We start from the raw sequence: 6,958 nt of genomic DNA, 5'->3' as shown, positions 1-6,958 counted from the left end.
GGCCGTTTGGGTCAACAATGATGTCAGCAAAAAGCTGAGTGCCGAAGATGCCGGCAGCTTCCAGATCAACATGCAGATCGCCTTTAAAGCCATTAAACGCACCGGCACCAACGTGATCGGCTATATTAATAACAAAGCACCCAGAACCATCATCATCGGCGCTCATTACGACTACCCCGGCTGGGAAACCACGGCCAAAGCGGAAGATAATGCCAGCGGCACCGCCGCTTTGCTGGAAATAGCCCGCTTACTGAATAGCTCCCGTCTTCATAACAATAATTATATTATCATCGCCTTTTCCGGTAAGGAACAGGGATTGTCCGGCTCAAAATATTTTGCCGCCCACAGCACCGTGAACCTTTCACAGGTCAACTACATGATTAATATGGACGGTATCAGCCAGCTGAATCCCGGCAAAGCACTACAGATCGGCGGTACCGGTACCTCCCCGGGATGGGCCACCATTCTCCAACAGGCCACTACCAAAGAACTGCCACTGGTATATGATTCCAGCGGAATAGATAACTCTGATCATGCATCTTTCTACAAAAAAAATATACCCGTTCTCTATTTCTCTACCAGCACCGCCGCCATCGACAACAAAATCAATTATGACGGCACCCTCAACGTGCTCAAACTGGTATACAATATCATCGACAAAACAAATGATAAAGACAAACTCGCGTTTACCGGAATTACGAATTAAGAATTACGAATTACGGATTTGTGGGTAGATTGTTCGCTATTATCTCCCCACAAATCCGTAATTCGTAATTCGTAATTCGTAATTCTACCCTCTAATTGTATATTTTCGCACCGTACAAATTTCAATTTATCCCTTTAAATGGACGAGAAACTGGCGCTTATATACCGGTATTTCCAGCTGCTGGAGAGCTTTTCAGCAGACCCCGTTGAATTTGCCAGGGTTTTTCATCCCAACATTATTCAGACTGAATATCCAAATCAGCTCTCGAATGAGATCAAACAACGAAATTTTGAGATCATGCTGGAAAGCATGGTCACAAATAAAATCATCTTAAAATCCCAACACTTCAGCGTGCTGAAAGTGGTGGAATCCGGCAACACCCTCGTGGTAGAAGCCAAATGGACCGGGGAAATAGGCGTAGACGCCGGACAATTTCGCCGGGGTCAGATTATGAAGGCATTCATTTGCACCATCATAGAATTCCGCGATGGCAAAATTTACCGCCAACGCAACTATGATTGCTACGAACATTAAAGCTTTGAGATCATGAATAAAATATTATCACTCCTTACCATCGCCGTAGGACTGTTTGCGTGTAACCCTTCCCGTAACGACGAGCACAGCACAGACAGATCCGCCTATGACGTGATCAGCGAGAAATCCTACGTGTACCGCGAATTTAAACCCGCCGCCAGCCCACTCACCGATTCCGTGCTGCAGCTGAGAAAACAACTCATCGACTACCTGGATCAACACCAGTTCAAAGGCCACATGGCCGGAAAAGATAGTCTGCTGTTTCACCGCGCCAACGGCCAGGAAGTGATCATAGAATTACCCACCCCTCAGGATATATGGGAACAAAGCACTATTATCGTTTTTGATCCGCAGAAAAATCCTTTGTTCGTAAATTTACACAAAGGCACTGCCCAGTTAGATCATTACATTCAAAAATAATCAGACAAGTTTGCCGATAAAACAAAACATCAGACTCACCGTAGATGCGGTAGTATTTGGATATATTCCTAAAGAAGGCATTGTGGTACTGCTTATTAAGCGCACCATACAACCCTATTTGCATAGCTGGGCGCTGCCCGGCGGCTTTGTGCTGGATGAAGAAGCCCTCGAAGAAGCCGTGACCAGGGAACTCCTCACCGAAGCTGGTGTAAACATCAACTACCTGGAACAGCTGTATACTTTCGGCCTGCCGGGGCGCGATCCCCGCGGCAGGGTAGTGTCTATCGCCTACTTCGGCCTGGTAAATCCCACCAACTTCAAACTGGCCGCCAGCTCCGACGCCGAAGACGCCAACTGGTTTAATATCAAAGACCTGCCCGCACTCGCCTTTGATCATGCCACCATCATCGACGTAGCCGTGCAACGCCTGCGCAACAAAATCCGCTACGAACCCATTGGCTTCGAACTGCTCGATAAAAAATTCCCAATCGCGGATTTGGAAAAGCTGTACGAAACCCTGCTCGACCGGCCCATTGACCGCCGCAATTTTCAGAAGAAAATTAATCATCTGGGGATCCTGATTTCGCACAATGAAAAGCAGAAACAAGTATCACAGGGACGGCCCGCGAATTTATTCAGCTTTGATGAGGAGCGATATTTTAAGTTGAAGAAAGAAGGGATGACGTTTGAGATATAGTCTCGAATGCTTTTTAGGAAATATGTAAAGCTGGCCGGAGGTTCTTCTGGTCAGCTTTTTTATTGGCTAAATATCGAAGAAAACACCCGGATGCACATCCAGCGCTTTTGCAATCGCCTTTAGCGTTGAGTAAGTTGGATTACGCTGTCCATCCAGTAATCGCCAAACCTGAGCATAGCTAATTTCTGCTAAATCAGCAAAGTCTTTATCAGTAAGCCCTTTAGCATCCTTTAGCTCACGGATTTTCGCTCCAAGTTTCTTTAAATTTTTTTCATCCCGATTGGCTACCATTGACTGAAATTCAATCAAAATAATAAAAAATACAACCTCCAAAAAGAGGTTGTTTAGAAATGATTCTTTATCTTTGTAGCCAACCGTCTTTGTTAAACCTTAATCCTACATCATGCAAGCAACTAAAAAAGCACAGACCAATTCTCTGAAAAGCCTCTTTGAAGGCTTCAATAACAGTGGTATAAAATTCCGCGAAAAAGTATGTGAAGAATGTGGCTGGAGCGAATCAACTTTCTATCGGAAAATGAGAGTAGAAAAAATAAATGATCCCGCCAATCCCGGACAGATGATTAATTCCATCAGCAGAGCTGAAAAAGAAAAGATCAAAGATCTGGCGTGGGAAGTGCAGCAGGAGTTGAAAGATTTACTTTAATGGTATGGGCTGACTTAAAAAATGAGCATGTGTTTCCTCTATATACTACCAGCGTCCTCCTGGTCAGCCCTTCTTACATGTTATCACTAAAAATGGCAACGACGCCCCATTCGCCACCTGCTTATTAGGTTCCGCTATTTCCGAAAACTGCATCAATCCGTACTTCCCAAACTCTTGCTGTATGGAGTCCACATCATAGAAAAACAACCGCACACCATGTGCCGTTTCAAACCGCTCTTTACTCAGCTGCTTACCCTTTCCATACATGGGCGCCTTTTTCGAGATCGTTACAAAAATCATGTAGCCACCGGGTTTCAGCTGATCATAACAATCTTTGATGAACTTTTTCCGTTCCCGGCTACTCAACAAATGGATCAGCGCAAAGCAAAATATGCCGTCGTATAATTTGTTATCAAAAGGCATATCCGACACGGACCCGTGATAGACTATCATTTCACCTGCACCTTGCGCCTTTGCGAGATCTATTGCTGTTTGAGAGATTTCTATGCCGGTAACGTGGATGCCGTTATCATGAAATATTTTGGCGTTTCTGCCGTATCCAAAGCCGGGGAGGAGTATATCATGCACATTGTTAGCTATGAAAAAATCCTTTGCCTGAATAGCGGAATCTGAAGGCTCCGCACCCCACATCAATTGTTTCTCTATAAAGCTGGATTCCCAGAATTCCGTCATAAGGCTAGCTTTAAAAATCAATACTGAACATTTCCTGAAAATAAGATATCTGTCTGATACGAGCCGGATTTTGATAAATTCACATTGGTGAAAAAAGGGCATTTTTATGTTTTGTGTAATTTTTACAATAAATATTTTGCCATTTCAAATTCACATACTACATTTGTGTAACAATGACACAAAATAGCTCGGATATGCAAAACACAAAGCCCACAGGAGTTATTATCGCCCGGTTCCAGACACCTTCCCTTCACGAAGGCCACCTGGCACTCATCAGGCAAGTGAAACAAAAGCACAACCGGGTGCTGATTATACTAGGCGTAAGCCCGGTAAGAGGCAGCCGCAAAAATCCGCTCGACTACTACACCCGCGAACGCATGATCAAACAACAGTTCCCGGAAATCGTTGTCTTGCCGCTGAGCGATCAGAAAAGCGATGCCGTATGGTCACAGAAACTGGATGAACTGCTGCGTAACAACTTTCCTCACGAAAGCTTTTTGCTATATGGCAGCCGCGATAGTTTCATGGGCACTTACACCGGTAAGTATACTACCGAAGCATTGCCTCCAGTAAAAGATTACAACGCCACCGCTATGCGGGAAGCCTTATCTGATAAGGTGTTTGACACAGAAGAATTTCGCGCAGGCATTATCTATAATACCTACAACCTGTTTCCTTCTGTATACGCAACCGTTGACATTGCACTGTTCAGAAATAATAAACAAGAGCTACTGTTAGGTCGTAAGCCCAACGAAAATGCATGGAGATTGCCTGGCGGATTTTCCGACCCAACAGACGATAATTTCGAAATGGCCGCTGCCAGAGAGTTACAGGAAGAATGTGGCACACTGGATATTGGCCCAATGGAATACGTCGCCTCCCTGCGGGTGAACGACTGGCGGTATCGCTCCGAAGTGAACAAAATCATTACTACCCTGTTCAGTACAGACCTGATAGCTGGTACACCCGCTGCCGGTGACGATTTGGCCGAAGTGAAATGGGTAACGGTAAAGGATATACCGGATTTAATAAACAGGGAAGAAATTGTAGATACACATCTTCCTTTACTCACCAAACTGAGAGAAAAATATTCTTACTAAGACTAAAATATTGAGATATGACAAAGGAAAACCTAATCCTCCTCGCCGACGCTTACAAATATTCCCACCACAAACTCTATATTCCCGGCACCGAATACATTTACTCTTACCTCGAAAGCAGAGGTGGTAAATTTGATGAAACAGTTTTCTATGGCCTCCAATATTTTCTAAAAGAATATTTAGCGGGAGAAGTATTTACCAAAGAAAAGCTGGATGAAGCAGAAACCATGCTCACCGAGGTTTTTGGCCGCAAAGACATTTTTGATCGCAGTCGTTTTGAATACATCATTAACAAATACGGTGGTAAATTGCCTATCCGTATCAAAGCAGTAGCAGAAGGCACGGTAGTGCCTGTACGAAATGTGCTGATGACGATTGAAAATACCGACCCGGAATGTTTCTGGCTCACCAACTTCCTCGAAACACTGCTCATGCAGGTATGGTACCCTTGCACTGTAGCCTCTGTATCCCGTGAAATTAAAAAAGTAGTAAAGAAATATTACGACGACACCGCCAGTGCCGCAGCCTTTGCAGGAATTGATTTTGTACTCAACGACTTCGGTTTTCGCGGTGCCAGTTCCGTAGAAAGTGCCGGCATAGGTGGTAGCGCCCACCTGGTCAACTTCTCCGGTAGTGACACTATTCCCGGCTCCTTGTTCGCCAAAAGATATTATGATGCTCCCACGGCACCCGGCCTGTCTATTCCCGCTACTGAACACTCTGTTGTTACTTTATTGGGAGAAGAAGGAGAACTGGAAATATTCAAGCACATACTCGATACTTATCCCACTGGCACCATCGCCTGTGTATCTGACTCCTATAATATTTTCCGCGCCTGCGAAGAGTACTGGGGTACTGCTTTAAAAGAACAAATATTAAAGAGAGATGGCACCCTGGTTATCCGCCCCGATAGCGGCGATCCGGTACAAACGCTCCTGAAAATTTTCAGCATCCTGATGGACAAGTTTGGCTTTACCACCAATGAAAAAGGCTTTAAAGTATTACCACCACAGGTCCGCGTAATACAAGGCGATGGTATCAGCTACTCTTCTATACCCGGCATCTTTGAAGCATTAAAACAAGCCGGTATCAGTGCCGAAAACCTGGTATTGGGTATGGGCGGCGCCTTACTCCAACGCGTAAACCGCGATACGCAGGAATTTGCCCTCAAATGCGCTTATGCCGTGGTAAATGGGAAACCCATCAACGTACAGAAAATGCCGGTTGAGTTAGACGCCACCGGCCATTTACGCACATCTTTCAAAAAATCAAAAGCCGGAAAACTCAGGCTCATACAAGATAACAACACCTTAAAAACAGTGAGTGAAGCAGAAGCACCCGCCTCCGCAGATCTTCTGCATACCGTATTCGAAAACGGCGAAATCATGAAGAGCTATACTTTTGATGAAGTACGCAAAACCGCCGTTCTCTAAAAATATCCTTATTTCTTCCAGCAAGTTTACCTCAACCTTTCGCCGCCTCCCATGTGGGGCGGCTTTTTACTTTACCTAAAATAAAAAAGGTGCCTCACTGAAGCACCTTACTCTTATAAAAAAATATAATTAGTCTTTGTTATGGCCATTACCATGCCCGTTACCTTTCCCGTTATTCCCATTATTCCCGTGTCCCTTGTCTTTATTCTTATTACCATTGTTATCATCACCGTAGTACTTCTTCTGATTTCCCTTTCCGTTCATTGGATGTCCTTTTACTACATAATACTTCTCATCTCTGCTATCCCGGATAATCTGTTGCTTATTATAATTCCCTTTGTATTTACCATATCTGCTTCTGTACACATCCGGATGCAAATAAGGCTTAGGCTCATTTATCACTACCTTGTAGCTCCTGTATGGATCATAGTGATACCTCCCTGGTAATGCAGCCCCAAATATCCAACGGCCTCCATCCAAATAAATATATTGATGATTGGGTACATAATAATAAGCATCTACATCGGGCAGGTAATAATATTCGGCGTAATCATATCCCACCGGTCCCCATACCGGCTGACTCCCGATATTTACATTCACATTTACTTTTACCTGTGCACTCAGATTCCCATACAAGGAACCAACTAAAAATAAGCAGGCAATCAACATTATCTTTTTCATATAATATGTTTTTTATACTCGTTAATAAGA

10 protein-coding genes are annotated in these 6,958 nt (G+C 44.2%); 7 read left to right on the top strand and 3 right to left on the bottom strand.

Annotation, left to right across the window (positions count from 1 at the left end; all coding sequences use genetic code 11):
- The 4 genes from VIP81_RS26360 to VIP81_RS26345 form a co-directional block, all read left to right on the top strand.
- The coding region (locus VIP81_RS26360) for a M28 family peptidase (protein ID WP_331968303.1) at positions 1-706 on the top strand (706 nt) is incomplete at its 5' end.
- 138 nt (positions 707-844) lie between these two features.
- Complete coding sequence (locus VIP81_RS26355) at positions 845-1,240, top strand: nuclear transport factor 2 family protein (RefSeq protein WP_331968300.1); 396 nt, start codon at positions 845-847, stop codon at positions 1,238-1,240.
- Positions 1,241-1,252: 12 nt separating this feature from the next.
- Positions 1,253-1,660, top strand: a complete 408-nt coding sequence (locus VIP81_RS26350) for a hypothetical protein (RefSeq protein WP_331968297.1) — start codon at positions 1,253-1,255, stop codon at positions 1,658-1,660.
- Between the two features lie 10 nt (positions 1,661-1,670).
- Positions 1,671-2,357, top strand: a complete 687-nt coding sequence (locus tag VIP81_RS26345; protein ID WP_331968294.1) for an NUDIX hydrolase — start codon at positions 1,671-1,673, stop codon at positions 2,355-2,357.
- 66 nt (positions 2,358-2,423) lie between these two features.
- On the opposite strand, the gene VIP81_RS26340 is transcribed toward VIP81_RS26345, so the two are convergent.
- The gene (locus VIP81_RS26340; RefSeq protein ID WP_331968291.1) at positions 2,424-2,690 is read right to left on the bottom strand and encodes a helix-turn-helix transcriptional regulator; all 267 of its coding nucleotides are present in this window, start codon (positions 2,688-2,690) and stop codon (positions 2,424-2,426) included.
- Between the two features lie 70 nt (positions 2,691-2,760).
- On the opposite strand from VIP81_RS26340, the gene VIP81_RS26335 reads away from it, so the two are divergent.
- Complete coding sequence (locus tag VIP81_RS26335; RefSeq protein ID WP_331968288.1) at positions 2,761-3,021, top strand: hypothetical protein; 261 nt, start codon at positions 2,761-2,763, stop codon at positions 3,019-3,021.
- 63 nt (positions 3,022-3,084) lie between these two features.
- On the opposite strand, the gene VIP81_RS26330 is transcribed toward VIP81_RS26335, so the two are convergent.
- Entirely contained in the window at positions 3,085-3,714 is a 630-nt protein-coding gene (locus tag VIP81_RS26330; RefSeq protein WP_331968285.1) for a class I SAM-dependent methyltransferase, read from the bottom strand.
- 194 nt (positions 3,715-3,908) lie between these two features.
- On the opposite strand from VIP81_RS26330, the gene VIP81_RS26325 reads away from it, so the two are divergent.
- On the top strand, positions 3,909-4,814 hold the full coding sequence (locus VIP81_RS26325; protein WP_331968282.1) for an NUDIX domain-containing protein: 906 nt from the start codon (positions 3,909-3,911) through the stop codon (positions 4,812-4,814).
- A gap of 17 nt (positions 4,815-4,831) precedes the next feature.
- Positions 4,832-6,247 carry a nicotinate phosphoribosyltransferase gene (locus VIP81_RS26320; RefSeq protein WP_331968279.1) on the top strand — a complete coding sequence of 472 codons (1,416 nt, stop codon included), beginning with the start codon at positions 4,832-4,834 and terminating at the stop codon, positions 6,245-6,247.
- A 129-nt stretch (positions 6,248-6,376) separates the two neighbouring features.
- Here the strand turns inward: VIP81_RS26320 and VIP81_RS26315 are convergent, their stop codons facing one another.
- Positions 6,377-6,928 carry a hypothetical protein gene (locus VIP81_RS26315; RefSeq protein ID WP_331968276.1) on the bottom strand — a complete coding sequence of 184 codons (552 nt, stop codon included), beginning with the start codon at positions 6,926-6,928 and terminating at the stop codon, positions 6,377-6,379.
- Positions 6,929-6,958: the final 30 nt, after the last annotated feature.

This window comes from Chitinophaga sp. (genome assembly GCF_036566945.1).
Taxonomy (GTDB): domain Bacteria; phylum Bacteroidota; class Bacteroidia; order Chitinophagales; family Chitinophagaceae; genus Chitinophaga.
The sequence above is the reverse complement of the archived record's forward strand: the minus strand, read 5'-3'. Positions and strand labels throughout refer to the sequence as shown.

Bases quoted from the DNA above. Each gene is read 5' to 3' on its own strand.
- VIP81_RS26325 (WP_331968282.1), top strand. From the start codon at position 3,909: ATGCAAAACACAAAGCCCACAGGAGTTATTATCGCCCGGTTCCAGACA.
- VIP81_RS26320 (WP_331968279.1), top strand. From the start codon at position 4,832: ATGACAAAGGAAAACCTAATCCTCCTCGCCGACGCTTACAAATATTCC.
- VIP81_RS26330 (WP_331968285.1), bottom strand. From the start codon at position 3,714: ATGACGGAATTCTGGGAATCCAGCTTTATAGAGAAACAATTGATGTGG.
- VIP81_RS26355 (WP_331968300.1), top strand. From the start codon at position 845: ATGGACGAGAAACTGGCGCTTATATACCGGTATTTCCAGCTGCTGGAG.
- VIP81_RS26335 (WP_331968288.1), top strand. From the start codon at position 2,761: ATGCAAGCAACTAAAAAAGCACAGACCAATTCTCTGAAAAGCCTCTTT.
- VIP81_RS26315 (WP_331968276.1), bottom strand. From the start codon at position 6,928: ATGAAAAAGATAATGTTGATTGCCTGCTTATTTTTAGTTGGTTCCTTG.
- VIP81_RS26350 (WP_331968297.1), top strand. From the start codon at position 1,253: ATGAATAAAATATTATCACTCCTTACCATCGCCGTAGGACTGTTTGCG.